Source organism: Gilliamella sp. BG3 (assembly GCF_046635605.1).
Taxonomy (GTDB): Bacteria; Pseudomonadota; Gammaproteobacteria; order Enterobacterales; family Orbaceae; genus Gilliamella; species Gilliamella bombi.
On record NZ_JBIDFE010000001.1, the window covers coordinates 17289 to 43038 of the forward strand.

Below are 25750 nucleotides of genomic sequence, written 5' to 3' on the forward strand. Positions count from 1 at the left end.
TTAACTAAGCTGCATATAGGTTAGCCATTTCAACGGTAAAAAAGTGCTATCAACATTCGTTTTTGTTTGATATTACATAATTTGTTCCTGTCTGACATGGAGCTACTATTAGGTTATTCTTCAATTTTTTTATCAAACCAAGAATATCCCATTCCCCTTTTCGTGTAAGCATCCTTTACCTGACTACAAGGGTATCCTTCTTTTATTGCTTTTTGTAATTTACTTTCTTTGTTCCAGTCTAATTTTTGAGATTTAACTGCTTCTAATTTATCTATGCATGAGTTATATGTAGTAATAAATTCCGCATTATTTTCTGTATAGAATTTAATGTACTTATCATTTTCTCTTTTCCATGCTTTTTCCCAACTAATACTACAAACTGGTAAAAAAACTAGATCATCTGCACAGTATAGTGATTTTTTTGATTCAATGGTTTGAATATCAGCATTAGCTAATTCATCAGCCGCCTTTTCCTCTAACGCTTTTTCGGCAACACTACAATTAGAGCCAGTTCTTTTATCTAATTTACATAAAGACTGCATTTTTGCTTTAATTTCATTAAAAGATAGTTGTTTTAACTCTTTTTTACCTTCATCTACTTTTTCTTTATAAATCGTTTCCCAAGCTTCACATTTCGGGCTTTTATTAAATGAAAAACTACTTTTACATTCATCTACCTTTAAATATTCATTAACTGATTCGCCCCACGACATACCAGAAATTTGTTTTTTAATAGCACTCATTTCAGAATCTACTGCTTGTTTTCTTTCGTCTGCTTTCCGTTTGTTTTCTAATTCATATTTTATCTTTTTGTCTTTTTTAATTGCAGACATTGCAGCACGACATTCAGGATCTTTTTCTACCTTTTCGATACCGCCTTTATCACTTGCCATAAATGCCTTTTTTAGATCCTGATTACATTGCTCTACTTTTTTATTTGCTGAGTCTATATTGTTTAAATAATATTCTTCGTTTTTTTCTTCACAACCAGTTAAAACCATAGCGGTGGTTAATATAAGTAAAACGTTTTTTAAGGCTTTCATCTATTCTCCTATTTAACTTACTTTTATTTTCATAAATATAGTATAAATAATAAATTATTATTGTTTAATAATTTTATATGAATTACCTTATCATTTCTAGAAAATTACTTAATAGTGGAAATTACTCATGTTGTTTATCTAATTTGCAAAAAGACTGTAACAAATATACATACTCACTTATAGCCAACTAACATTTCACGTTTTGAACCAAAGCCTTTTCGTTTTTGAACGATAAATCCTGCATTAATTAAATGACGACGAACAAATCCTGCTGCAGTAAAAGTAGCAAAACTACCACCAGATGCTGTCAGGCTAAAACAATTTTTAAATAAACGTTCTGACCACATATCTGGATTCTTAGCTGGTGAAAACCCATCAAAAAACCAAGCATCAATCAAAACATTTTGCTTTGTTAAAAAATCTGAAAAATTGCTAATATCATCATTACATATCTTTAAACTAACATCGTCAAACTGGAAAGTAGAATCAATTAAAAAAGCCTGAAGTCGTTTTGATAATGAAAGTAATGTTTTATTTTTAAAAAGCACACTATTATGAATCTTTATTAATTCATTTAACGATAACGGGTACTTTTCAACACTAAAAAATGCAAGATGTTTAAGTCTATGATTCGGGTATTGACTTCTAAAATGTAAAAATGTTTCCCATAAAATCAAAAAATTTAGCCCTGAACCAAAGCCTGTTTCGCCAACTATAAATGTATCTTGCTTGTGATTCAAAAAACGCTGACGTAAATCATTACCTTCAACAAATACATATCTGGTTTCCTCAATTGCGCCTTCAGTATTAAAATAAACATCATCGAAATAGGTAGAGACAGGAGTTTGATTTTCGTCCCAAGTTATAGTTGGTTTATACATAATCACCCTTTAGAAGAAGCCGTTAACGAACTGTATATTAGCTTAGATTAAGTATATAATACGTAAATTAACTTATGAGGTAAATTATGCTATTTCTTTTTCGCTTAATTAGTGGTGTTATAATTGGTATTATCGTTTGTGTTTTAGGCGTCATTTTTTGCCTATTTAATCCAAGAAATCCCAAAAATGTAGCAAGATTTGCTCATTTATTTAGCTTTCTATTCAAACCTATATTGGGAGTAAAAGTTGATACTCGTACGCCTCCTAATATCAATATAATAGGTAGCTGTATCTATATTGCGAATCATCAAGATAACTATGATATAGTTGTGGCTGGTGATGTTGTGCAACCTAAAACGGTAACAGTAGGTAAAAAAAGTCTGGCTTGGATTCCTTTTTTTGGGCAACTTTATTATCTTACAGGTAACATTCTTATTGACCGTAATAATAAATCAAAAGCTCACGACACAATCGGACAAGTTGTTAATGAAATTAAAAAGCGTGGCATATCTATTTGGATGTTTCCTGAAGGTACTCGTAGCCGTGGACGGGGATTATTACCGTTTAAAACAGGTGCATTTAAAGCTGCCATTGCTGCTGGAGTACCAATTGTGCCAATCTGTGTATCGCAAACCAATGATATTAAATTAAACCGCCTAAATAATGGACATATCATTGTTGAAATGTTAGAACCTATCGAAACCAAAAATCTAGGCAAAGAGGATGCTAGAGCCTTAATGGAACAGTGCTATAGCCAAATGGCAACTAAAATAGAGCAAATAAATGCTGAAGCAGAACAACTAAACAATCAAAAATAAGTCATGAATAAACAAGATCGTAATTTTGATGATATCAGCAATAAATTTGCACAAAATATTTATGGCACAACCAAAGGTCAAATTCGCGAAGCGGTAGTATGGCAAGAACTAGAAAAAGTTTTAGCTACCTATCCACACAATAAATCATTAAATATTCTAGATGCAGGTGGAGGGCAAGGTCAGATCGCCTGTCGGCTAGCCAAACTTGGGCATCAAGTAACGCTTTGCGATATCTCTGAACAAATGCTAGAACTGGCAAAACAAAAAGCTCAATCCGAAAAGATAAATATAGATTGTCTTTGTTGCCCTATTCAGCAGCTTGATAACTTAATAAACAAACAGTTTGATTTAGTCATTTGTCATGCTGTATTAGAGTGGGTTGCTGAACCAATTGAATTAATAAAATCATTAAAACAACACCTTAAATTTGATGGTTTTTTATCGTTAATGTTTTATAACTATCATGCGCTTTTGTTTAAAACGGTCACATTAGGCAATTTTGGTTACACAAAATCAGGGTTAGCTAAGCGTAAGAAAAAGACACTTTCTCCCGATTATCCAAGAGTTCCAACAGACGTATATCACTGGCTTACACAACTTGATTTTGATATTTTGCAAAAAACAGGGATTCGTATTTTTCATGACTATCTAATCAATAAATCCAAAGCAGAAACTCATTTTGAACAACTATTAGAACTGGAACAAAAATACTGCCAAACTGAACCTTATCTTAATTTAGCAAGATATATTTTAGTTACTGCAAAAAATAAAGTGAATTCATAAAAAACTCGTCTTGCCCATGCTTTTTTAAATGAGCACTCGAAAAATTTATCATAAATCGCTATTATAAGCAGATTAGTTTTATTGATTAAGGAAAATGATCATGATTGTTGTAACAGGCGGCGCAGGGTTTATTGGTAGTAATATTGTTAAAGGTTTGAATGACCTGGGGCACAAAGATATTTTGGTGGTTGATGATCTAACTGACGGCACCAAGTTTTCTAATCTAGCTGATCTAGATATTGCCGATTATATGGACAAAGATGAGTTTATCGCAGCTATTATTAGTCATGACGATCTTAATATTGATGTTGTTTTTCATCAAGGTGCCTGTTCGTCAACCACAGAATGGGATGGCAAGTTTATGATGGAAAATAACTATGACTATTCTAAAGACTTGTTGCATTACTGTCTCGATTTCAATATTCCATTTTTATATGCTTCATCAGCCGCTACTTATGGTGGGCGCAGTGATAACTTTATTGAAGATCGCACTTACGAAAAACCATTAAACGTATATGGATATTCTAAATTCTTATTTGACCAATATGTGAGACAATTACTACCTCAAGCTAATTCGCCAATTTGTGGATTCCGTTATTTTAATGTATATGGACCACGTGAATCACATAAAGGTAGCATGGCAAGTGTCGCATTTCACTTAAATGAACAAATTAATAAAGGTGAAAAACCAAAACTCTTTGCAGGTAGTGAAAACTTTAAACGTGACTTTATTTATGTTGGTGATGTCGTTGCGGTCAATTTATGGTTCTGGAAAAATAAAATATCAGGAATTTATAACTGTGGAACGGGTCGAGCAGAGTCGTTCCAAGCTGTCGCTGATGCGGTTCTTACTTACCATAAGAAAGATGAAATTGATTATATCCCCTTTCCTGAACATCTAAAAGGACGGTATCAAAGCTATACCCAAGCAGATCTGACTAAATTTAGAAAAACTAAATGCCCAATTGAATTTAAGAATGTTGCAGAAGGAACTGCTGAATATATGAAATGGCTCAATGAACAATAAGATGGAATTGATTAAATGAAAACACTCATTATTGGTCCTTCATGGGTTGGCGATATGATGATGTCGCAAAGCCTGTATCGTACATTAAAACAACTTGATTCTAATAACGAAATTGATGTTTTAGCACCGGCTTGGTGTCGAGCGTTATTAAATAAAATGCCAGAAGTGAATCAAGCAATTGCAATGCCATTAGGCCATGGTGAGTTTGCGTTAAAAAAACGTCATAAAATAGGTAAATCACTGCGTGATAACCATTATGATCATGCTATTGTATTACCTAATTCATTCAAATCAGCACTGATTCCATTTTTTGCCAAAATTCCTAAACGTACAGGTTGGAAAGGCGAGATGCGTTATGGTTTATTAAACGATCTTCGTAAACTTGATAAGCAAGCATTTCCGTTGATGATTGAACGCTATATTGCTCTTGCTTATCCTAATAGACAGATTCATTCGGCTTCCGATTTACCACAACCACTACTATGGCCAAAACTCAATGTCGAACAAGATGAAATAACCCAAGCTCTTTCAACTTTTACTATAACACAAGATGAACCATTAATTGGCTTTTGTCCTGGTGCTGAATTTGGTCCTGCAAAACGTTGGCCCGATTATCATTACGCGGCACTTGCTGATATGCTAGTTAAACAGCACGCTAAAGTTATTATTTTGGGGTCCCAAAATGATCGCGAAGTAGGAGAACAAATTATTGCTAAAATGATACATCGCGATAAATGTATCAATCTAGCAGGTCAAACACAACTAGAACAAGCTGTTAGCCTAATTGCTGCTTGTAAAGCTATTGTGACTAATGACTCTGGACTAATGCATGTTGCAGCAGCTTTAGACAGACCACTGGTTGCTCTTTATGGGCCAAGTAGTCCAGATTTTACCCCTCCACTATCAGATAAAGCCGAAGTTATCCGTTTAATTACCGGTTATCACCGCGTCCGTAAAGGCGATGCAGAACAAGGTCACCATCAAAGTCTGATCGATATTAAACCCGATATTGTTTTCGAAACTTTGATGAAACTCATCATGCGCTGTAAAAAGAGTAAAGAATAATGAGAGTATTAGTGGTTAAAACATCATCCATGGGGGATGTACTTCATTCTTTACCGGCATTAACTGATGCGGCTAACAATTTACCAAATATATCCTTTGATTGGGTAGTAGAAGAAAATTTTGCCCAAATACCTAGCTGGCACTTTGCTGTAAACCAAGTGATACCGGTTGCAATAAGACGCTGGCGAAAAAATTGGTTCGCTAAAGCAATTCGTCAAGAGCGCCATGATTTTATTAATACCTTAAGACGACAACGTTATGATGTGATTATTGATGCACAAGGACTCATTAAAAGTGCGTTTATTATTACTCGTAAAGCACGGGGCATTAAACACGGTTTGGATCGCAAAAGTATCAAAGAACCAATTGCTAGTTGGTTTTATGATGTAAAACACAATGTACCTAAACAAATGCATGCTATTGAGCGCATTAGATTGCTGTTTGCAAAAAGCCTACAATATACATTACCTGATTCAATGGGTGATTATGCTATTGCGCGTCACTTTTTATCTTCATTACCTAACGATAATCAGCAATATCTAATTTTTTTACACGCAACAACACGAGATGAAAAGCACTGGAGCGAAGATGCCTGGCGGAAATTAATTAAATTAGTTGAGCCTACTGGGTTAAAAATAAAATTACCTTGGGGAGCACCACATGAGCAAGCACGAGCAATTCGTCTAGCACAAGGATTCCAACACGTAGAGGTACTTCCCAAGCTTTCACTTTCCGATATAGCAACCGTTATTGCGGGAGCAAAAGCCGTTGTTTCGGTAGATACAGGTTTAAGTCATCTAACTGCTGCATTGGATCGTCCAAATATTACTTTATTTGGCAAAACCGATCCAAAATTGATTGGTGGCTATGGAAAAAATCAATTTAGTATTATCTCAGATGAAAAATGCATGCAAACCATTCAAGCTGAACAAGTTTATAAACAATTAGTTAGCTTTTTATAAGTGGAATAAAAAGAAATGAATTTAATGAATAAATATAGCGATCTTATTTATGAAAAATACGCACAAATTGGCAGTAATGATCTCGGTTATATTGATGATGCCTTAGGCGCTGTTATGCAAGTGTTAGACGAAGTTGTTCGTAACGAAAATGTCCCACAAGAACTAAAAGATAAAGCCGCTTATGCAGCGGCTAATTTACTGATCAGCGACTTTGATGTTAAATAGTGGTTGGTAAATTAATAATAAAACGGGTTGATTGCTCATCAGACTCAGCGTAAATTGAACCTTTATGTGTTTCAATAATGGATTTGACGATAGCAAGCCCTATTCCTGTACCTGAATTATCATTACGATGACGTGATTCGTCAACTCTATAAAACCGATCAAAAAGGTGTGGCAAATGTTTACTATCAACTTTCTTGCCTGGATTCGAAATGATGATTCGAACTCGCTTTTCACTTACTTGACTTAAAATTATAGTGATAGTCTGATTTTCAGGTGTATAACGAATTGCATTGGATAAAATATTACTGATTGCCCTTCTTAACATCATCTTATCACCTTGAATATGGGAACAATTTCCTTCAAGATTAAAGGCAATATTCTTCTCGTCGGTAAGTGGTTCAAAATATTCACACATCATTGTAATCAAGCTATGTAAATCAATATCGATTAAATTAGGCACCAATTGACGATTATCTGCTTGTGCTAAAAATAACATATCAGAAATCATCTGTGACATTTTTTCGTATTCTTCTAAATTTGAATATAATATCTCGCGATATTCATTAGTTGTTCTGGCATTACTCAGTACTATTTGCGTTTGAGTTGTTAAATTGGTAATAGGCGTTCGCATCTCATGAGCGATATCTGCTGTAAAATTACGTTGCCGCTGAAACACATCCTCTATCCGATTAAGCATCTCATTGAATGCTTTCACTAAACTAACATATTTAATTGGTACTAAAGAAGCAGGAATACGGTAATTTAGACTTTTAAAATTAACTTTTTCGATCTTTTTAATCAACCGATTAATTGGTTTTTGGGTAAAATAGACACTGACAAAAGAACCAATTAAGGCCAAAATACAAGCAATAGCAATAAGCAGGCCTAAACCATCGTGTAATCGCCGAATGAATTCGAGATGTAAATCACGACCAACAGCAACTATAGTGGTATATTGTCTACCATTTTCAATCGAAACTCGTGAAGCGGCAATTCGATATGATGCTTTATCTTGATTCCAAATAGCGGTACTGTGATTTGCAATAATGGTATCAAAATCAATATGATTTTTAGCAACGGTTAGATTAGGACCACGTGTTCGATAAACAATTTTACCTTTCTCATCAATAACATAAACAAATAGGCGATGATGTCCTGTCAAAATTAATAATAAATTTTGAATAAATTCGTCACGATTCTCATCTGGGGAATAGTAAACTAATTCACGTTCTATAGAATCAATAACCGAATTAAGTTCAGACACATTTTGTTGGATTGAAATTTTTTCAAAAGAACGTTCAATAAAAAAACTAAAACAATAAAGTAAACCGCAGGTTAATAAACAAACAATAAGAGGCAAGCGAAATGATATTAACTTATTCTGTTTCATCCAAGACATCTAACTTATACCCCATTCCACGGACTGTATGAATCAATTTTGGCTCGAAATCAGCATCAATTTTATTACGCAATCTCCGAATTGCAACATCAATCACATTAGTATCACTATCAAAATTCATATCCCAAACTTGAGATGCAATTAATGATCGTGGCAATACTTCCCCCGGATAACGTAAAAAATATTCTAATAACAAAAATTCTTTATTGGTTAAATCAATGCGTTTATCTCCACGTGTTACCATACGTTTAGGAAGATCCATGACCAGATCTGCAATACTCAATTGGGAATTATTGACTTGAGGGACATTACGTCGGAGCATAGATTTCACACGAGCTAATAACTCAGCAAACGAAAAAGGTTTTACTAGATAATCATCAGCACCTAAGTTTAGGCCTTTAACTTTATCATCCACACTTCCCATAGCGGTAAGTAACATGATAGGTGTCTCTTTGCCTGCTTCACGCAGTGACTGAACAATTTTCCAACCAACTATATCGGGCAACATCACATCTAAAATAATTAGATCATAATCTTCTGTCATGGCTCTATGATAACCATCAAGACCATTATTTGTTAAATCAACAACAAACCCAGATTCAACTAAACCTTGACGAAGATACTCACCTGTTTTTTGCTCATCTTCAACTACTAACAATTTCATACTTGAATATTTCCTTTGTTATTTGTCTGGTTGTCGTAATTGCATAACACAGCTATAGAATAAATGATAAACACCAAACCAATCATGATGGTTTAATGACTATTTTGTAATCTTAATGTCATTAATTAGTTGGTTTATCTTTGTTATAGTAGCTACACAATGATTCATGAGGCTAGACATTATTGTTTCATTGTTTTATTTCCTTTCATCCATTCCTTGCAATTTAATGCAGCCCTAGTTTATCTAGGGTTTTTTTTGTTATAGATCGATGCAAGTTTACATACACCTGAAACAACAATTAGTTAGGTATGAATTGAGTATATTTTAACAAAAATACTCTACATTGAATATTACTTCCTTTTACTTTTTATACAACACAATACCCGTCTCGACATGATCTGTATAAGGAAATTGATCAAACATAGCAAAATGTTGAATTGAATGTGTTTTAGTCAATAACTGTAAATTGTCACGCAATGTATTAGGATTACACGAAATATAAATAATTTTTTTATAGGTTTTTAATATATTAATGGTATTTAAATCCACTCCCCCACGTGGTGGATCAACAAGTACCGTATCACATTGATATTCATCCAAATTGATTCCTTTTAAACGATTAAACTCTCGTTCTTTTTTAATTGCACTAGTAAATTCTTCGGCTGACAACCGTACAATATCAAGATTATCAATTTGATTAACTAAAATATTATGCTGAGCTGAATAAACAGACGCTTTAGCTATTTCAGTAGCCAATACTTTGCGAAAGTTTTGTGCTAGAGCAATTGAAAAGTTACCATTACCACAATAAAATTCGAGTAAATCACCAGTTGAATTTTTGGTAACCGATATGGCCCACTGTAGCATTTTAATATTTACGGCAACATTTGGTTGAGTAAAACTATTTTCAATTTGTCGATAAATAAACGTTTTATCCATTACTGGCAACACTTCATCAACATAATCCACATCAATGGCTATTTTTTGATTACTTGCTCGCCCTACAATATTAGCAACTACTCCATGTTCAGCTAATTGAGTTTTTAATTTTTTTGCTTCTATAATCCATCCATCACTTAACTTTTTATGATATAAAAGCGTAATTAATAGCTGACCACTTAAAGTCGAAAAATAATCAATTTGAAACAGCATATGGCGAAGTAACAAATTATGTTGTAACAAAGGTAAAATGGTTTGCATTGCTTGATTAATTAGTTTTGTTGCAATAGGAAATTCATCAACCCGTATTCGTTTTTTTGTTTTTTTATCATACATAATATGATAAAGATCTTCACCATCATGCCAGATCCTAAACTCAGCACGCATACGATAATGACTAATAGGTGAACAATATACCGATAATTCGGGCAGTGAAAAATCTGATAATAATGCTTTTAAATTATCTACTTTTTTTTTCAACTGTTGATTATAATTATCATTCGAGAAACATTCAGTCATATTCATTATCTGATAGTTATTAAAGAAGTATTATTTAATATGGAAATTTGAGCCAATCCGTGTTAAGCCACAAAATAATTAAACATTAATTATTTAAACCAATTTAACCTCGGTAGCATAAATAATCATTATGCATGTTATCGCAAACGGATGCGTATCTTATCACAAACAGCTAACAATGATAAGTTTTGCTTAAATAAAACATCTAATTTTAGACATAAAACTATATTTTACACTGCAATAACTACCTTACAATTAATCGCTCCATAAAAATAAAATAATACTCCATCACATTTTTATTGATTGTAGTTACAACGATTAACGTTATAATGTGCCTTATAATTTTAGATGAAAAGAACACTATGACTACACACACTTTTTCTGGTTTAGAATTAGATGATATTTTAATTCACAATCTCCAAACACAAAATATAAATACTCCAACCGTAATCCAAACACAAACAATCCCTGTTGCTTTAGATGGCAAAGATATTTTAGGTTCTGCACCAACAGGCACAGGTAAAACGCTAGCTTTTTTAATTCCGGCCGTACAACATCTACTCGATTTTCCACGCCGTAAACCAGGTCCACCACGAATTTTGATTTTAACGCCAACGCGTGAACTAGCCATGCAAATTGCTGAACAAGCCAGATTATTAACCGAATCAACAAATTTAAGCATTGCAACTATTACTGGCGGTGTTGCTTATATGAATCACGCTGAAGTGTTTAGTAAAAACCAAGATATTGTTATTGCTACAACAGGCCGATTATTACAGTATATAAAAGAAGAAAACTTCGACTGCCGAGCAGTTGAAATGCTTATTTTAGACGAAGCTGATCGGATGTTAGATATGGGTTTTTCACAAGATGTCGAAATGATATCTGCCGAAACCCGTTGGCGTAAACAAACTTTATTATTTTCTGCCACACTGGAAGGTGAAGGACTGCATAACTTTGCTAGCCGCATTTTGACTGATCCAATCGAAATCAATGCCGAGCCTTCACGCAAAGAACGTAAAAAAATCCTGCAATTTTATTATCGTGCCGATGATTTAACTCATAAAGTGGCACTTCTTATTCACTTATTAAAACAAGAACAATTAAAAAAAACGATTGTATTTGTTCGTAAACGCGAACGTGTGCATGAATTAGTTAGCTTACTACACCAAGCTGGTATCCATAGCTGCTATTTAGAAGGTGAAATGGTACAAGCAAAACGCAACGAAGCAATAAAAAGGATCAGCAATAATACTGTCAATGTACTTGTAGCAACCGATGTTGCTGCACGAGGTATTGATATTGACAATATTACTCATGTTATTAATTTTGATGCACCCAAAACTGCCGATGTATATTTACACAGAATTGGACGCACCGCTCGAGCAGGGAAAAAAGGCACAGCTATTATGCTAGTCGAAGCGCATGATAACGAACTACTGCAAAAAATTGAGCGCTATATTAAGGAACCAATCAAATTAAGAACGATTGATGGATTACGCCCTAAAACTAAAGCACCAAAACCAGTAACTAAGAAAAAACATTCACAAAAAGCAAAACAAAAAAGTGCGAACAAAAAGCAAGAACAAGTAAAAAAGAAAAAGATAAAACAACGCTATCGAGACACAAAAAATAAAGGCAAACCGAAAATCAATAACTAATACCGAATAATAATCACAACTTAATAGCTTAAACTTATGATACCAATCGTTTATAACAACTTTGACAATAGATTTTAATTGCTATAATGCTACGCTACATGAGTTGCAGTTAATTATAAAGGAGAAATACTATGACACTAGTCACTCGCAAAGCACCAGATTTTACATCAGCAGCAGTTTTAGGTACTGGTGAAATTGTTAATAATTTCAATTTATTACAACATATCAAAGGTAAATATGCCGTTGTGTTCTTTTGGCCAATGGACTTCACATTTGTTTGCCCATCTGAAATCATTGCATTTGATCACCGTCTAGAAGAATTCAAAAAACGTGGTGTTGAAGTAATTGGTGTTTCAATGGACTCTGAATATGTACATAATGCATGGCGCAATACTCCACAAGATAAAGGTGGTATTGGTGAAGTTAAATTCCCAATTGTTGCAGATATCAAACACTCAATTATGCAATCTTATGGTATTGAACATCCTGAAGCTGGAGTTGCACTGCGAGCTTCGTTCTTTATTGACAAATCAGGAATTGTACGCCATGAAACAATTAACGATTTACCAATTGGACGTAACATTGACGAAATGATTCGTATTGTTGATGCTTTCCAATTCCATGAAGAACATGGCGAAGTTTGCCCTGCTCAATGGACAAAAGGTAAAAAAGGCATGCAAGCAAATCCAAATGGCGTTGCAAGTTTCTTAAAACAGCATGCTGACGAAATTTAATTCAGTATAATTTTTTATTCATCCATATCTTATTTTACGCTTTGCGTTACCGGAGTTAATCTCCGGTTTTTTTATATATATAAACGCAATTAATTATAGAGTGGCATGTAATCCTACAACACCAACGATAATAATGGTGAGACCAAATATACGAGGAAAATTCTTAGGCTCATTAAATAACAGCATATTGGCTAACACCGCACCCGAAGTCCCAAGACCAACCCAAACAGGATACACAACACTCAATTCAAGATAATGGAGCGAAAAATAGAAAAGCACAAAAGAGACAAAAAAACCTCCCCAATATAAAACCAATCTAAATAGACCTTTTTGCTCAGCATATAATTTAAGGCCTATAGCACCAATTACTTCAAAAACTGATGCAATTAATATTAACAGCCATCCCATGATTAAATTATCCTTATTAAAATATTAACTGTCGGCACGTTTTAGTTGTACAACACCAATAATAATTATCGCCACAAAAAAAAGTTGAATTAGCTTAATCTCTTTATTAAAAAGTAAGATATCAATTAGCGTTGCACCGACAGCACCAACACCTGAAAATATGGCATAAACCGTACCTGTAGGTATTGTCTTGCAAGCATTGGTTAAAAAAGTAAAATCAATAATAATGAGCGATACAATAATAACCCATTGCCAAAGCTCGGTTGCGATGCTAAATCCTAAAATCCAACATATTTCAAAAAAGCAGGTTAGCACCACAAATGCCCACTCTTTATTCATGCTAAACATATAGCTACCTCGTTTATGCTACTTTATTTTATGTCGTAATCAATTTTCTGCTGCAATGTGTTTAAGTATAATGCTTGATTATGCCCTATTGCCTAAAAGCAACGACAAGACAAAAGATGGTTCGCAAATAGAATTTGCCGCCAAAAGATATCAATTGTTATATGGTCCTATCCATTAAACCAAAACGCCTAACGTTCACGAAACATCATCACAATTTTTATTATTATTTTTCAAATAAGTAAGTAATTCTATAATGAAGATATATAAATGGCAAGGACAAAATTACACAATTCAATGTTAGAGAGCTTATACAAGCTAACCAATTCACCTCTATATAATACTTAATTATGCAAGATATAATAAAGATTTGTAATTTATTAGAAAAAAATAAAAAATGTTATATCTTTTTCAATTTAACCTAAAATCGTTATAGAATGCTAAAAACCACTTTTGATGCATTTTTTAACTAAATTGTATAATAAACATTTTATACTTATTAAATATTGTTAATTGTAATAATACTTAATATTTTTTAAACATTCGGAAAAAGGAAGGCAGCATGTCAAAAAAGACAGATAATGAATTTAAAGTTGGTATAAAAGCCTATATATCACTAATAGTAGCCATTTTATTTTTTTCAGGCTTATTTTTTAATGTAGAAGGTAAAGAATGGCTAGGAGCGTTTGATTTCACCAGCTTAAGCGGCAAATTTGGCACTATGCTACATCCTGAAAAAAATACTTTTGTGGGTGAAGGAGGTAATAGTGCAAGAGCTGGTTTTATTTTTGCCTTATCACTTATACCTACAGTTATGTTAGCGCTAGGCGTGTTAGAAATATTTACCCATTACGGCACCATTCGTGCTGCACATAAATTATTAACACCATTATTAAAACCAATTTTAGGTGTACCAGGTAAAACTGGACTTGCATTAATTACCGACCTACAAAGCACTGATGCTGGTGCAGTATTAACTAAAGAGTTATATGACGAAAAGCAAATTACTAAAAAAGACCTAATCATTATTAGTGCTTGGCAATATTCTGGTGCGGGTTTAATTAATAACTACTTCTCGATTGGTTCGGCATTATTTGCCTCAATGACTGTAGCTATTTTTATTCCTCTTGTCATCATGTTAGTGCTTAAATTTGTAGGCTCAGTAATGGTTCGCTTAATATTAAATACAATTTATAAAAAGGATTTTATCAATGAGTAATTCACAAAAACAAACTAATAACCCTTTAGATATTTTTGTAATCGGTGCTCGCAAAGGATTCAACATTGCTATTAATAATTTAATGCCCAATATTTTAATGGCATTTGTAATCACCGAAATACTAAAACGTTTAGGTATAATGCAATTAATAGGAACTTATTGTGCTCCAGTAATGGAGATTTTTGGCCTACCTGGCGAAGCAATTACCGTATTACTAACTGCATGGTTATCAGCATCAGCAGGTACAGGCGTTGCAGTTAACTTATTTACCGCAGGAACAATCAATCCAACAGCAATAACCATATTAGCCCCAGCTATTTTCTTAATGGGCTCACAATTACAATATATGGGACGATTATTAGGCGTTGCCGATGTACCAAAAAAATACTGGCCATTACTCATGTTAACCAGTATTTTTAATGCATTAGTTTCAATGATTATTATGCGATTTTTTGTTTAATAAAGGAGATAAACATGTCTAATGTTTTAGAACATTATCAGTATTTACACCAAATTCCAGAGTTGGGATTTGAAGAACACAAAACATCGGCATATATCGCACAGCAACTTGAACAAGCAGGCTATAAAGTAACTCGCAACATCAATAACACAACAGGAATTGTTGCGCAATACGATAGCGGCAAAACTGGCCCTGTACTCGCTTTACGGGCAGATATGGATGCTCTAGGACATATTATTAACGGCGAACCTTGCGCAAGACATACCTGCGGTCATGATGGCCATTCATCAATATTATTAAGCTCGGCACAAGAGTTAATAAAAGAAGGTAACATCAAAAAAGGCCGATTGAAACTCATCTTCCAACCTGCCGAAGAACTTGGAACAGGTGCTTTAGCTATGATTGAAGGAGGAGCTATTGATGATGTTGATATGATTATCGGTTTACATTTACGTCCAAAAGATGAATGTCCAAAAGGCTTTGCTGCAGCGGCAATGTACTATTCAGCATCCACCACAGTTGAAGTAAATATTCATGGTATCCCAGCACATGGTGCTCGACCTCATTTAGGCGTTAATGCCCTTGATGCAGCAACACTGGCCATTCAAGCAGTTAACACCATTCACCTTGCACCTAACTTAAACTATAGTGTTAAAGCCACACGTTGCATTTGCGATGCTGGAGTCACCAATGCTATTCCATCCGAAGCATATGTATGCTGGGATCTAAGAGCGCCAACTAACCCAGCCATGGATGAACTAAAAGCCAAAACGTTAAATGCGATAAAACTCAGTGTTGAATCTATCGGTGCGAAAGTGGATATCAATGTCACTAAAGAAATTCCAGCCGCGGAAATTGATAATGATGTCACAAAAATTATTGCCGAAGCCATTGTCGATGTACTTGGCAAAGAGGGGTTAAAAGAACCTATTTTCACCCCAGGTGGAGAAGACTTTTTCAATTATCCTTGTGAACGTAATGTCAAAGCTGGTTTTTGGGGATTAGGAGCTGATCTAACACCAGGATTACATCATCCTGAAATGAAGTTTGACACTTTAGCATTAGAAAATGGAGTCAAAATAACCAAAGCTTGTGCATTAAAAGTACTTGGCTAATTTCCACCCTATTCCGCCGATACCTTACTTCGGCGGAAGATGATTTAAATCACAAACAAAAGATCTTTCCCTAACTTGTATAATACTGTTGATAAGCACTTAACATTTTTAAGTTAGGATTTTCACTTCAATGCCAAATAGTTACGATATTCAACAATATCTTCGATCGTCACAACTGGCATATGATACTCATTAGCAAATTTAACAACCTCTGGCGCTCTTGCCATAGTCCCATCGTCGTTGGTTAACTCACACAGTACTGCGGCAGGCTTTAAACCCGCTAATGTCACTAAATCAATAGATGCTTCAGTATGACCTCGGCGAATTAATACACCACCTTCTTTAGCAACTAAAGGAAACACATGCCCTGGATGATTAAGATCACTTGGTTTGGCGTTATCATTCACAGCAGCCTTAATAGTCGTAACGCGATCAGCGGCTGATACACCTGTTGTAACTCCATTAGCCGCTTCAATTGAGATGGTAAATGCTGTATTATTTTTACTAGTATTATTTTCTACCATCATAGGCAAATTTAACTCATCACAGCGTTTTTTAGGCAAACATAAACAAACAATACCACTGCCGTAACGAATAGTTAGAGCCATTTGTTCACTGGTAATAGACTCGGCAGCCCAAATAATATCACCTTCATTTTCGCGATCTTCATCATCTAAAACTAGTACACCTTGACCGGCTTTAATAGAAGCAATTGCTTTTTTAACACGTTCAATGGGCGTTCCAAATTCATTTAAATTAAACTGATTCATGGTAAATACCTATATTTTTATTAACTCATTTATTTCATTATTTATCTAATTAAAATCAAATGGCTATTTGCTATCTAATTAATTAAGTATAAATAAAATACCAGAATCAGGGCAGTGCTTGACCAGCATGACTTTGCCTTTCAGCAAATATTGGAAAGATAAGCAACTCTCTTTTATCCAGACTTTTACTGTCGGCTTTGGAATTTCACCAAATCTGCTTGTCCTTAATCTATCAAAATCTAACTGAGCAATAAAACAACTACCACAGTTAACAAAATAAATTAAGCGCTCGTGGGCTATACCACCGGTGGGGACTTACACCCCGCCCTGAGAATTTTGCCAAAAAATTGACGAATCACACTATAATACAAAATGATAAAAAAGACACGGAGTTTTAAAATGAAATATTGCCGCAAACAGCGGCAATAATAGAAAGAGCAGAGTTTAATTAATGCCTACGAGTTTCACTTATGCGACGCCGTTCGGCTTTACGCATCCATAGCCACGAAATAAAGCCAATAATACCAACAATTAGCAATATAATTGTTGCTAAAGCATTAACCTGAGGATCAACCCCTAAACGTACTTTTGAAAATATCAATTTAGGTAACGTCATAGCACCTGGTCCAGTCACAAAGTTAGCAATAACCACATCATCAAGTGACAATGTAAATGCTAAAAGCCAACCTGACACTAATGCTGGTGCGATCATTGGTAATGTAATGATAAAAAATACCTTTAAAGGATTTGCACCAAGATCTAATGCAGCTTCTTCAATTGACTTATCTAATTCACGCAACCTAGCACTAATTACCACAGTCACATAAGCTGTACAAAATGTAGCATGAGCCATCCAAATAGTTATAGCGCCACGGTCTTTTGGCCAACCAAGTACCTGTCCCATTCCCACAAATAACAACAGCAAAGCCAAACCAGTAATAACATCTGGCATAACCAGCGGTGCTGTAGTCATAAACGAAAATAAATTAGAGCCTCGGAATCCTCTAAAACGAATGATAGCATAAGCCGCTAATGTACCAAGCACAACAGCAAAAGTTGCAGCACCTGCAGCAATAGACAAACTTAGCCCAACAGCTTTAAGTAATGTTTCGTTATTAATTAACTCAAAATACCATTTGACCGAAAAATCCGCCCAAACTGTCACCAAACGCGAACTATTAAACGAATAAACAATCAAAATAATCATTGGGATATATAAAAACGAAAATACCACCAAAAAGATAAGTCCTTTCAAACACCGGAATAGCAATGCAATGGTAACTAAAACGGTAATAATGAAACTAAAAACAAAACAGCTATAGTAAAAGCTCCATTCACCCAAAAGCGATAATCCCGATGATGAAATTAAAATACTCAATAAAATCGCACCAAGCAATGACGAGATAAAAACAATCAAAGCCGATCGCATAATAACGGGCAAATTGTTCATCTATTTACCTCCCATTTGTCGATTTTGGAATTTATTGAAATAATAAATAGGCACAATCAATATCATCAACATCACACTAGCTACAGCCGAGGCAGCTGGCCAGTCATGATTATTAAAGAACTCAGTCCAAAGCTGTGTACCAATCATAATCCCTTCTGAAGGGCCTAATAATTCAGGGATCACATACTCACCTACAGCAGGAATAAACACCAACATCCCCCCAGCAATCACCCCATTTTTGGTTAAAGGTACAATGATCTTAAAAAATGTCTTTATCGGTTTACAACCTAAGTCTAATGCTGCTTCGATTAACGTTGAATCGACCTTACTTAACGACGTATAAATTGGCAATACCACAAATGGTAAATAAGAATAAACAATACCAATATATACAGCAAAGTAGGTTTTCATAATAATCAAAGGCTGATCAATAACCCCTAACCACATTAAAAAATGATTTAATAAACCATTAGGATTCAAAATGCCAATCCACGCATAAACACGAATTAAAAACGATGTCCATGAAGGTAAAATGATTAACAACAATAAAATATTACGGGTTGACTGTTTGCATTGAGAAATAGCCCAAGCCAATGGATAACCAATTAAAATACAAAGCACGGTTGAAATCGCAGCAATCTTAAGTGATTGCAAATACGAATCAATATAAATCGTATCGCTAATTAGATTTAAATAATTGCCAAAATTTAACGTAATATTAAGTAAACCATCGTCATAACTTAACAAATCAGTATAAGGTGGTACAGCTAAAGCAATTTCAGAAAAACTGATCCTAAATACAATTAAAAATGGTAACAAAAACAGTAATAGCATCCATAAATAAGGGATCGCAATTACGGTTAACCGTCCATAAAGAGTCATTAAATCCGAATCATCTCGTTGTTGACGCAATTTTTTATATGTATAAAAAATTACAACTAGCCCTGCTGGAATAAATAAAATACTGCCAGCAATAATAAGCCGATAAGCAAATTTAGACGGCCTATAATGCGCTAAAAAACAACCAAAGCATGACAATAAAAAGCTCAATGTCATTGCGGTAAATAGCGCATCTAAAAATAAATTGTCAAATGCACCTGTTGTTACAAAACGCCAATAAACATTGAGCAACACAAATGCATTTAACAACAATCCCAGTACAATGGATCGCATTATGATATCCTCTTTTGTTTATTCAGTAAGCACAACACAACTGTCAACTTCCCAACTTAAGTTAACTATATCACCCCAAGTTGGCATTCCTTTACGATAACGATGCTCATTTTGCAATTGTGCAATAATAATTTGCCCACTTGGCAATTTGACATGATAAATCGATAAATCCCCAAGATAAGCGATTTCAACAACTTCACCTGTAGCACAGTTATAGCCATCTTCAGGTAATTGTTCACATAATTGAATTTTTTCTGGGCGAAGAGCAACTTTAATCGGCACACCTTCCACCGCTGGAGAATCATAATCCACTTTAAATGGATGTTTAATAGTAGGACAACTCAAAATCAAACCATCTTCTAACGTATCTTGCAAGATACCGTCAAAGATATTAACCGAACCGATAAACTCAGCGCTATAACGGCTATTTGGATGTTCATAAATTTCTTCTGGCTCACCAATTTGCACAAATTGACCTTTATTCATAATAGCAATACGACCAGCCATAGTCATAGCTTCTTCTTGATCATGGGTAACCATAACGCAAGTTGCACCCACTTGTTCTAAAATGCTCACCACTTCAAGTTGCATTCGATCTCGAAGTTGTTTATCAAGTGCACCCATTGGCTCATCAAGTAACAATAATTTTGGTCGTTTGGCTAAGCTTCTTGTTAAAGCTACACGTTGGCGCTGACCACCTGATAATTGGTGTGGTTTACGTTTACCAAATTGCTCCATATGTACAAGTGCTAACATCTCTTCAACGCGATGTTTAATTTCGCTATTGCTTAATTTATCTTGTTTTAAGCCAAAGGCAATATTTTGTTCAACCGTCATGTGAGGAAATAAAGCATACGATTGGAACATCATATTAATAGGACGATTATAAGGCGGAACCTGTGATAAATCTTTTCCATCTAAAATGATTTGCCCCGAAGTCGGTTGCTCAAAACCAGCTAGCATACGCAATAGTGTTGATTTACCGCTTCCAGATGCACCTAATAATGCAAAAATTTCACCTTTATATATAGTCAAATTTACATCATCAACGGCATAATAATCATCATTAAAAACTTTTGTTAAATTTTTGATCTCCAATAAAGGAGTTATCATCTTTTTTTTAGGCTGTACCTGATTTGTTGTTTTATCGTTCACTCTTTTTTCCTCATAACAACAAGCCAAAAAAAACGAGACGGAAAGACTCACAGCCTCTCCGTCTTGGATTATTAGTTAAGATTCGATATACAAAATATCGATTATTTACCAGTTTTGAGCTTAGTCCACGTGCGGGTAATTATACGCTCAAGTTTTGGATCTTTAACTTTTAAAGTGAATAGTTTTTCCATCACTTCTGGTTTTGGATAAACTGCTGGATCATTTTTCACTTCTGGTTTTACAAAATTTTCATTAGCAACCTGATTAGCGCTAGCAAAGTTAACATCGTTAGTAACTTGCGCTGCAATTTCTGGTTTCATAACAAAATTTAAAAACTCATGAGCTTCATCTGGGTTTGCTGAATCTTTTGGAATAGCAAAGGTATCAAAAAAGACTAAAGCACCTTCTTTTGGTATTTGATAACCAACATGCACACCGTTATTTGCTTCGTTAGCTCTATCTCGTGATTGTAAAATATCGCCAGACCAACCCAAAATCACACAAATATCGCCATTAGCTAGATCGGTAATATATTGTGAAGAGTGGAAGTAACGAATATTTGGACGAACTTTTTCTAACAGCTCATAGGCAGCACCAGTATAATCCTTGGCATCTGTACTATTTGGATCTTTACCTAAATATTGAAGAGCACTAGCAAAAATTTCGGTAGGCGCATCCAAAAATGCCACACCACAATCTTTTAGTTTTTCCATATTTTCTGGTTTAAACACTAAATCCCAGCTATCAACTGGTGCATTATCACCTAGACGCTCTTTAACTTTATCAATGTTATAACCGATACCTGTTGTCATCCATACATAAGGGATAGCATATTTATTATCAGGATCATGTGTTGCCATTAATTTCATTAGATTAGGATCTAAGTTTTTCCAATTAGGCAATTTATTCTTATCTAATGGAAGATAGATATCAGATTTAATTTGTCTAGCTAAAAAGCTATCTGAAGGCGAAACCACATCAAAGCCAGAATGACCTGCCATTAATTTACCTTCAAGAGCTTCGTTAGAATCATAAACATCATAAACTAGTTTAATACCAGTCGATTTTTCAAAATCCGAAATCGTATTAGAACCAATTTGCCCTGCCCAATTGTAAAAATGTACGACACGATCTTTAGCTATAGCAGATTGAGATAACGCTAGTGAAACACCAGCCACGATTGAAAGAATTGTTTTACGTTGAGTAAACATGCTCACCACTTCTCCTCTAGTTGTAGGGATATTACATGTTAGACACAAGCCCATTGCAAAGACACAACGGACCCCCAAATTTTACTATCGACATTGTTAACAATAATAAAAATTATCAAAGTAACAACCATCTAGCGAAACCGAGGTAATCAGGCAATCACAAGTCATTAATAACATAAATGAACTAGTAGAGCTAACCTTGCATTACGAGGGATAAAATACCTTTTTTTTTAAAGATGTCCACTTAAAAAATCAAATATTGAAAGTTTAAGGATTGAGTGGTTGTATTTTAACCACCCAAGGAGTAAGGAACAACCAATTAACAATTAGATAACAAAATTATTCAGCACTTGCTTGCATAATTTTAGCATTTGGTTGCCACACACGATATTTAACTTGCAAATCGTTCGGAACATAAAAGACTAACGGTAATTGGCTGTTATAGCTAAACAAACCTAAATTATGGTTGATTGTCACAAATTGATTTTTATTAGTACCTTCAGGGCAAGCCATTAATGTTGAAATGTTACCAACAGTCTTTTCAACTACGTAATAAGAGTATCCCCAACCTTTAAGCTCTTCTTGCTTAACTACACCACCTAAATTTTGCAAATTACAATCAACATTCATTTCTTTACCAATGATCACCTCAACTTTCGCATTGTTTTCATTAGCAATAGTTGGTAAATGAATAGCATAACGAGTATAGCCAACTTGAGCTGCAGGGAATGGCGCTATATCATTGACACTTTGTGCAACAGGTTGCGTTTTTTGTGAATTTGCGCATGCTGTTAATGCTACACCTAATAATGTTAATAACAATAATTTTTTCATTTTTATCTCCTTTAACTAATTAATCATAAACACCATCGTATTAATTTTCAGTGATAATGCGTATAATAACACCATCTAGATTAATAAAATTGGTGTAAAAATGCCAGCAGAAAAAAATACTACCGATTTACTTAAATTGATTTTAAACCTGTTAATAATTGGTTTACTAATCATTATTACCTATCGTGTTGTTGAAGTTTTTTTATTCGGTTTCTTCTGGGCGGTGATGGTCGTAATTGCCACTTGGCCTTTAATGATAAAAATACAACGAAAATTATTTAACAAACGCTGGCTATCACTACTAGTAATGGCACTAATATTAGCCTTTGTTTGTATTATACCTTTCATATTAATTATTAGCTCGGTAGCACAAAACGGTCACCATCTTATTGAATGGGCAAAAACGCTATCTCACCAAAAACTACCAACACTTGACTGGCTTGAAAGCGTACCAGCCTTCGGCTCTGAACTACACCAAAAATGGTTAAACTTAATACAAACTGATGGCTCTGATTTAGTTTCAAGCATACAACCTTATATTGGCACCATGATAGGTTGGCTACTTGAGCAAGCCACCAATATTGGACTATTTATCTTTCATGCTGGTGTAATGATTATTTTTAGTCTATTACTATTTTTAAAAGGCGAAAGTATCACCAAATACGTTTACCTACTAGCCAACCGATTATCAAAACAATATGGCGAAATCACTGTCACATTAGCAGGACAATCCATTCGAGCTGTAGCTCTTGGTGTTGTGGTTACTGCCATTACCTTAGCCTTAATTGGTGGATTAAGTTTTATATTAACCGACATGCCGTTACCAGGTATACTCACTCTAATTTTATTTATTTGTTGTGTCGCACAAATTGGTCCCGTGATTGTAATGCTTGGGTGCATTTTTTGGCAATTTTGGGCGGGCAACACCATAGCTGGTATCGTATTAATTGTTGTGGCAATTATCTTAACCACCTTAGATAGCGTAATGCGAGCTTACTTAATAAAAAAAGGTGCCAATTTACCGTTTTTACTTATATTATTTGGTGTGATTGGTGGCTTACTTGGCTTTGGCATAATGGGATTATTTATTGGTCCTGTCGTACTAGCTTTAACTTACAAAATAATTCAAACTTGGGTTGATGAACAATCTTAAACAATTTATTATCACCCAGTAAGAAGCATAAGCGCATAAACAAGTTGCTAAATACGCTACATAACTTAAAGCAACTGAGCTAAAATGCATACAAATTAAAAGGAGTGTTATTTTTACTGACTTAGCTTATATTAGAAAACAAGTTTCTAAAGTAACTTGACAGTTATAATGACAAAAAATCATGCGAATACCATTTATAAAATACAATCACCAAAAGCATCTTGACGAATTAGGTAAAATTCAGCAAGATGCCAAGCAATATCATATCTGCTATACCCCAAAAGCATATCGACTGGCTTTAATTGAAAGTATAAAAAGAGCTCAGCACCGAATTTATATAGTTGCGCTCTATCTAGAGCAAGATGAGGCAGGTCAAGAAATTCTTAATGAACTGTACCAAATCAAACGGCAACGCCCTAATTTAGATATCAAAATATTTGTTGACTGGCACCGTGCACAGCGCGGAAGAATTGGCGAAGACAAAGCCCATGCCAACGCAAATTATTATTACCAACTAAAACAGCAATATCCAGATATTGACATTCCTATTTATGGTGTACCTGTCAATCGTCGTGAAGTACTAGGCGTACTGCATTTAAAAGGTTTTATTATTGATAATACTGTCATTTACAGTGGAGCTAGCATTAATAACGTATACCTACACAAGCGTGAAAAATACCGTTACGACCGTTATCACTTTATTACTAACCCACTATTAGCAGACAGCATGGTGCAGTTTATTCACGACCACTTTTTACCATATCAAGCGTTGCAACTACTTAATACTGGCACCCATAAAACCCGCAAACAAATTAAGTCTGAAATTAAAGAGCTACGCCAACACTTAATGAATACCAGCTACCAATATAACAGCAATACCGACAACAACACCTTATCGGTTGCACCAATAATGGGGCTTGGTCGCAATAACTCGCTCAACAAAATCATCCATCATTTAATCAACGTAACCGAACAAAAAATCATATTTTGCACGCCGTACTTTAATTTGCCTAACATCCTAGTTCGCGATATCATTCGCTTGCTTCGTAAAGGTCGCCAAGTTGAACTGATTATTGGTGATAAAGAAGCAAATGATTTTTATATTCCACCAGACCAACCTTTTAACATATCAGGTGGATTACCCTACTTATACGAAATCAATTTAAGAAGCTTTATTGAGCGCCTACAATCTTTTATTGACAAAGAGCAACTTATCATACGTCTGTGGAAGGATGGAGAGCAAACCTATCATCTTAAAGGTATCTGGGTGGACAATACTTGGGTACTTATAACAGGCAACAACCTAAATCCACGCGCTTGGCGACTTGATCTGGAAAATGGCATATTAATACATGATCCAAAGCAAGAATTAAGCCATAAATTTAACCAAGAACTTGACACTATTCGTCAAAAAACCACATTGATCACACATTTTCAACAAATCCAAGCGAGTCAATTTTATCCAAGTCAAGTTCATAAGTTGATAAAGCGACTGAGCCGCATTAAAGTGGATAGGATTATTAAGCGGTTGTTGTAAAGGTAAGATGTTTTGAAAGAAAAGGTTTCTTAAAAAACATAATAAAAACAATATTTTTTCAACTAATTTTGAGAAAAAAGCGCTTTTGCTGTTTAAAAACAAAAGCGCAAATTCGATCTAGACTTCATATTAAAGGTCTACAGATAGGTGCGTTCTAATCATTGCAGTAAGGCAATATCGCCTTTAACAAGAAAAGCACA

At 34.6% G+C, this 25750-nt stretch carries 25 protein-coding genes, 1 pseudogene and 1 riboswitch; of the genes and pseudogenes, 13 read left to right on the plus strand and 13 right to left on the minus strand.

Annotated elements, in window-relative coordinates:
* Window positions 1-113: 113 nt before the first annotated feature.
* Both ACGH6S_RS00070 and mnmD read right to left on the minus strand, forming a co-directional pair.
* Window positions 114-1043, minus strand: coding sequence for a hypothetical protein (locus ACGH6S_RS00070; RefSeq protein ID WP_411578124.1), 930 nt, complete (start codon window positions 1041-1043; stop codon window positions 114-116).
* Window positions 1044-1216: 173 nt separating this feature from the next.
* Window positions 1217-1924 (minus strand): tRNA (5-methylaminomethyl-2-thiouridine)(34)-methyltransferase MnmD, encoded by a 708-nt coding sequence (mnmD, locus tag ACGH6S_RS00075; protein ID WP_411578125.1) that lies wholly within the window; start codon window positions 1922-1924, stop codon window positions 1217-1219.
* 86 nt (window positions 1925-2010) lie between these two features.
* Between mnmD and ACGH6S_RS00080 the strand changes: the two genes are divergently transcribed.
* From ACGH6S_RS00080 to ACGH6S_RS00105, 6 genes are all read left to right on the plus strand, one after another.
* The gene (locus ACGH6S_RS00080; protein ID WP_411578126.1) at window positions 2011-2742 is read left to right on the plus strand and encodes a 1-acylglycerol-3-phosphate O-acyltransferase; all 732 of its coding nucleotides are present in this window, start codon (window positions 2011-2013) and stop codon (window positions 2740-2742) included.
* Window positions 2743-2745: 3 nt separating this feature from the next.
* Complete coding sequence (locus ACGH6S_RS00085) at window positions 2746-3525, plus strand: methyltransferase domain-containing protein (RefSeq protein ID WP_411578127.1); 780 nt, start codon at window positions 2746-2748, stop codon at window positions 3523-3525.
* A 100-nt stretch (window positions 3526-3625) separates the two neighbouring features.
* Window positions 3626-4552, plus strand: a complete 927-nt coding sequence (gene rfaD, locus ACGH6S_RS00090; RefSeq protein ID WP_085164186.1) for an ADP-glyceromanno-heptose 6-epimerase — start codon at window positions 3626-3628, stop codon at window positions 4550-4552.
* A 15-nt stretch (window positions 4553-4567) separates the two neighbouring features.
* Complete coding sequence (gene rfaF, locus ACGH6S_RS00095; RefSeq protein ID WP_411578128.1) at window positions 4568-5617, plus strand: ADP-heptose--LPS heptosyltransferase RfaF; 1050 nt, start codon at window positions 4568-4570, stop codon at window positions 5615-5617.
* The gene (gene rfaC / locus ACGH6S_RS00100) at window positions 5617-6579 is read left to right on the plus strand and encodes a lipopolysaccharide heptosyltransferase RfaC (protein ID WP_411578129.1); all 963 of its coding nucleotides are present in this window, start codon (window positions 5617-5619) and stop codon (window positions 6577-6579) included. Before rfaF ends, rfaC begins: the two co-directional genes overlap by 1 nt.
* Window positions 6580-6603: 24 nt before the next feature.
* Window positions 6604-6804: a YaeP family protein gene (locus ACGH6S_RS00105; protein WP_065560145.1), complete on the plus strand. Its 201-nt coding sequence runs from the start codon at window positions 6604-6606 to the stop codon at window positions 6802-6804.
* On the opposite strand, the gene ACGH6S_RS00110 is transcribed toward ACGH6S_RS00105, so the two are convergent.
* The 3 genes from ACGH6S_RS00110 to trmA form a co-directional block, all read right to left on the minus strand.
* Window positions 6797-8203 (minus strand): heavy metal sensor histidine kinase, encoded by a 1407-nt coding sequence (locus ACGH6S_RS00110; RefSeq protein WP_065589174.1) that lies wholly within the window; start codon window positions 8201-8203, stop codon window positions 6797-6799. The two genes, ACGH6S_RS00105 and ACGH6S_RS00110, sit on opposite strands and share 8 nt — an antisense overlap.
* The gene (locus ACGH6S_RS00115) at window positions 8181-8867 is read right to left on the minus strand and encodes a heavy metal response regulator transcription factor (protein WP_034914857.1); all 687 of its coding nucleotides are present in this window, start codon (window positions 8865-8867) and stop codon (window positions 8181-8183) included. The genes ACGH6S_RS00110 and ACGH6S_RS00115 overlap by 23 nt, the downstream gene beginning before the upstream one ends.
* Before the next feature lie 360 nt (window positions 8868-9227).
* The gene (gene trmA / locus ACGH6S_RS00120) at window positions 9228-10325 is read right to left on the minus strand and encodes a tRNA (uridine(54)-C5)-methyltransferase TrmA (protein WP_143422014.1); all 1098 of its coding nucleotides are present in this window, start codon (window positions 10323-10325) and stop codon (window positions 9228-9230) included.
* 362 nt (window positions 10326-10687) lie between these two features.
* Here trmA and srmB point away from each other — a divergent pair, with 362 nt between their 5' ends.
* On the plus strand, window positions 10688-11986 hold the full coding sequence (srmB, locus tag ACGH6S_RS00125; RefSeq protein WP_411578130.1) for an ATP-dependent RNA helicase SrmB: 1299 nt from the start codon (window positions 10688-10690) through the stop codon (window positions 11984-11986).
* Between the two features lie 131 nt (window positions 11987-12117).
* Window positions 12118-12720 carry a peroxiredoxin C gene (locus tag ACGH6S_RS00130; RefSeq protein ID WP_065589177.1) on the plus strand — a complete coding sequence of 201 codons (603 nt, stop codon included), beginning with the start codon at window positions 12118-12120 and terminating at the stop codon, window positions 12718-12720.
* Between the two features lie 93 nt (window positions 12721-12813).
* Here ACGH6S_RS00130 and ACGH6S_RS00135 read toward each other — a convergent pair whose 3' ends face one another.
* Window positions 12814-13128 (minus strand): DMT family transporter, encoded by a 315-nt coding sequence (locus tag ACGH6S_RS00135; RefSeq protein WP_085164172.1) that lies wholly within the window; start codon window positions 13126-13128, stop codon window positions 12814-12816.
* Window positions 13129-13152: 24 nt separating this feature from the next.
* On the minus strand, window positions 13153-13476 hold the full coding sequence (locus tag ACGH6S_RS00140; protein ID WP_202983885.1) for a DMT family transporter: 324 nt from the start codon (window positions 13474-13476) through the stop codon (window positions 13153-13155).
* 559 nt (window positions 13477-14035) lie between these two features.
* On the opposite strand from ACGH6S_RS00140, the gene ACGH6S_RS00145 reads away from it, so the two are divergent.
* The 3 genes from ACGH6S_RS00145 to ACGH6S_RS00155 are packed head-to-tail and all read left to right on the plus strand — an operon-like array spanning window position 14036 to window position 16267.
* Window positions 14036-14692, plus strand: coding sequence for a nucleoside recognition domain-containing protein (locus ACGH6S_RS00145; RefSeq protein WP_296318145.1), 657 nt, complete (start codon window positions 14036-14038; stop codon window positions 14690-14692).
* Entirely contained in the window at window positions 14685-15152 is a 468-nt protein-coding gene (locus tag ACGH6S_RS00150) for a YjiG family protein (RefSeq protein WP_065589180.1), read from the plus strand. Before ACGH6S_RS00145 ends, ACGH6S_RS00150 begins: the two co-directional genes overlap by 8 nt.
* Window positions 15153-15166: 14 nt before the next feature.
* Entirely contained in the window at window positions 15167-16267 is a 1101-nt protein-coding gene (locus ACGH6S_RS00155; protein ID WP_296300709.1) for an amidohydrolase, read from the plus strand.
* A 122-nt stretch (window positions 16268-16389) separates the two neighbouring features.
* Here ACGH6S_RS00155 and ribB read toward each other — a convergent pair whose 3' ends face one another.
* The 6 genes and pseudogenes from ribB to eco form a co-directional block, all read right to left on the minus strand.
* The gene (ribB, locus tag ACGH6S_RS00160) at window positions 16390-17037 is read right to left on the minus strand and encodes a 3,4-dihydroxy-2-butanone-4-phosphate synthase (RefSeq protein ID WP_174798031.1); all 648 of its coding nucleotides are present in this window, start codon (window positions 17035-17037) and stop codon (window positions 16390-16392) included.
* Between the two features lie 161 nt (window positions 17038-17198).
* A riboswitch (FMN riboswitch) is annotated at window positions 17199-17376 on the minus strand.
* Between the two features lie 109 nt (window positions 17377-17485).
* Window positions 17486-18244, minus strand: a complete 759-nt coding sequence (locus ACGH6S_RS00165; protein ID WP_141671346.1) for an ABC transporter permease subunit — start codon at window positions 18242-18244, stop codon at window positions 17486-17488.
* A gap of 243 nt (window positions 18245-18487) precedes the next feature.
* Window positions 18488-19357 (minus strand): annotated as a pseudogene (locus tag ACGH6S_RS00170) (ABC transporter permease subunit); the annotation flags it as partial.
* 321 nt (window positions 19358-19678) lie between these two features.
* The gene (gene potG, locus ACGH6S_RS00175; RefSeq protein ID WP_411578131.1) at window positions 19679-20815 is read right to left on the minus strand and encodes a putrescine ABC transporter ATP-binding subunit PotG; all 1137 of its coding nucleotides are present in this window, start codon (window positions 20813-20815) and stop codon (window positions 19679-19681) included.
* Window positions 20816-20916: 101 nt separating this feature from the next.
* Window positions 20917-22026, minus strand: coding sequence for an extracellular solute-binding protein (locus ACGH6S_RS00180; protein ID WP_065589183.1), 1110 nt, complete (start codon window positions 22024-22026; stop codon window positions 20917-20919).
* Window positions 22027-22365: 339 nt separating this feature from the next.
* Complete coding sequence (gene eco / locus ACGH6S_RS00185; RefSeq protein ID WP_085164162.1) at window positions 22366-22860, minus strand: serine protease inhibitor ecotin; 495 nt, start codon at window positions 22858-22860, stop codon at window positions 22366-22368.
* Between the two features lie 100 nt (window positions 22861-22960).
* Between eco and ydiK the strand changes: the two genes are divergently transcribed.
* The gene (ydiK, locus tag ACGH6S_RS00190; protein ID WP_085164160.1) at window positions 22961-24013 is read left to right on the plus strand and encodes an AI-2E family transporter YdiK; all 1053 of its coding nucleotides are present in this window, start codon (window positions 22961-22963) and stop codon (window positions 24011-24013) included.
* A gap of 181 nt (window positions 24014-24194) precedes the next feature.
* Window positions 24195-25550 (plus strand): CDP-diacylglycerol--serine O-phosphatidyltransferase, encoded by a 1356-nt coding sequence (gene pssA, locus ACGH6S_RS00195; RefSeq protein ID WP_411578132.1) that lies wholly within the window; start codon window positions 24195-24197, stop codon window positions 25548-25550.
* Window positions 25551-25750 lie beyond the last annotated feature (200 nt).